The organism is Pseudomonas sp. P4_C3 (assembly GCF_056402075.1).
On record NZ_JBFUIC010000699.1, the window covers coordinates 1 to 906 of the forward strand.

A 906-nucleotide genomic window follows, 5' to 3' on the forward strand; every position below is an offset into this window, starting at 1 on the left:
ATCGCGAGCAAGCTCGCTCCCACAAAGGACCGTGGTGTTTCAGGTGTTAAAAAGCCGGCAGCACCCTTTGGGCAGAAGCCACCGGCGAGGTAAAGCTTAGATGCCGAAACGGTCGCGCAGCGAGTAGTACACGGCGCCGAGGGCGGTCAATGGCGCCGAGAAGGTGCGCCCGCCGATCATCGGCATGTGCGGCAAGGATGCAAACGCGTCGAAACGCTCGGCGTCGCCACGGATCATTTCCGAGATCAGTTTGCCGGCCAGGTGCGAGCAGGTAACGCCGTGACCGCTGTAGCCCTGCATGTAATAGGCGTTTTTCTCGATACGACCGAATTGCGGCATGCGCGACATGGTCAGCAGGAAGTTGCCGGTCCAGCGGTAGTCGATCCTCACGTCCTTCAATTGCGGGAAGGTCTTGAGGATTTTCGGGCGGATCAGTTGTTCGATGTCGTCCGGTTCGCGCGCACCGTAGACCACGCCACCGCCGTACAGCAGGCGGTTGTCGGCGGTCAGGCGGTAGTAGTCGAGCAGGTAGTTGCAGTCTTCGACGCAGTAGTTGTTCTTGATCAGGCTGCGGGCCTGCTTTTCCGACAACGGCTCGGTGACGACGATCTGCGAACCGCACGGCATGCTCTTGCTGGTCACGCGGTTGTCGAGGCCTTGCGGCAGGTAGGCGTTACCGGCGATCAGCAGGTACTTGGCCCTCACCACACCTTTGGCGGTGCGCACGGTGATTGGCTCGCCGTAGGTGATTTCCACCGCCGCCGATTGCTCGTAGATCTTGCCGCCCAGGCCGATGATCGCCGAGGCTTCACCGAGTGCCAGGTTCAGCGGGTGAATGTGGCCGCCCTGCATGTCCAGCAGGCCGCCGACGTAGGCATCGGAACCGACTTCGCGCTTGATATCGGC

At 61.5% G+C, this 906-nt stretch carries 1 protein-coding gene; it reads right to left on the reverse strand.

Features of this window, described 5'->3' with window-relative positions:
• Positions 1-96: 96 nt before the first annotated feature.
• Positions 97-906 (reverse strand): NAD(P)/FAD-dependent oxidoreductase (locus AC1DVH_RS31870; RefSeq protein ID WP_477757133.1); only part of this gene is annotated, 810 nt, incomplete at its 5' end.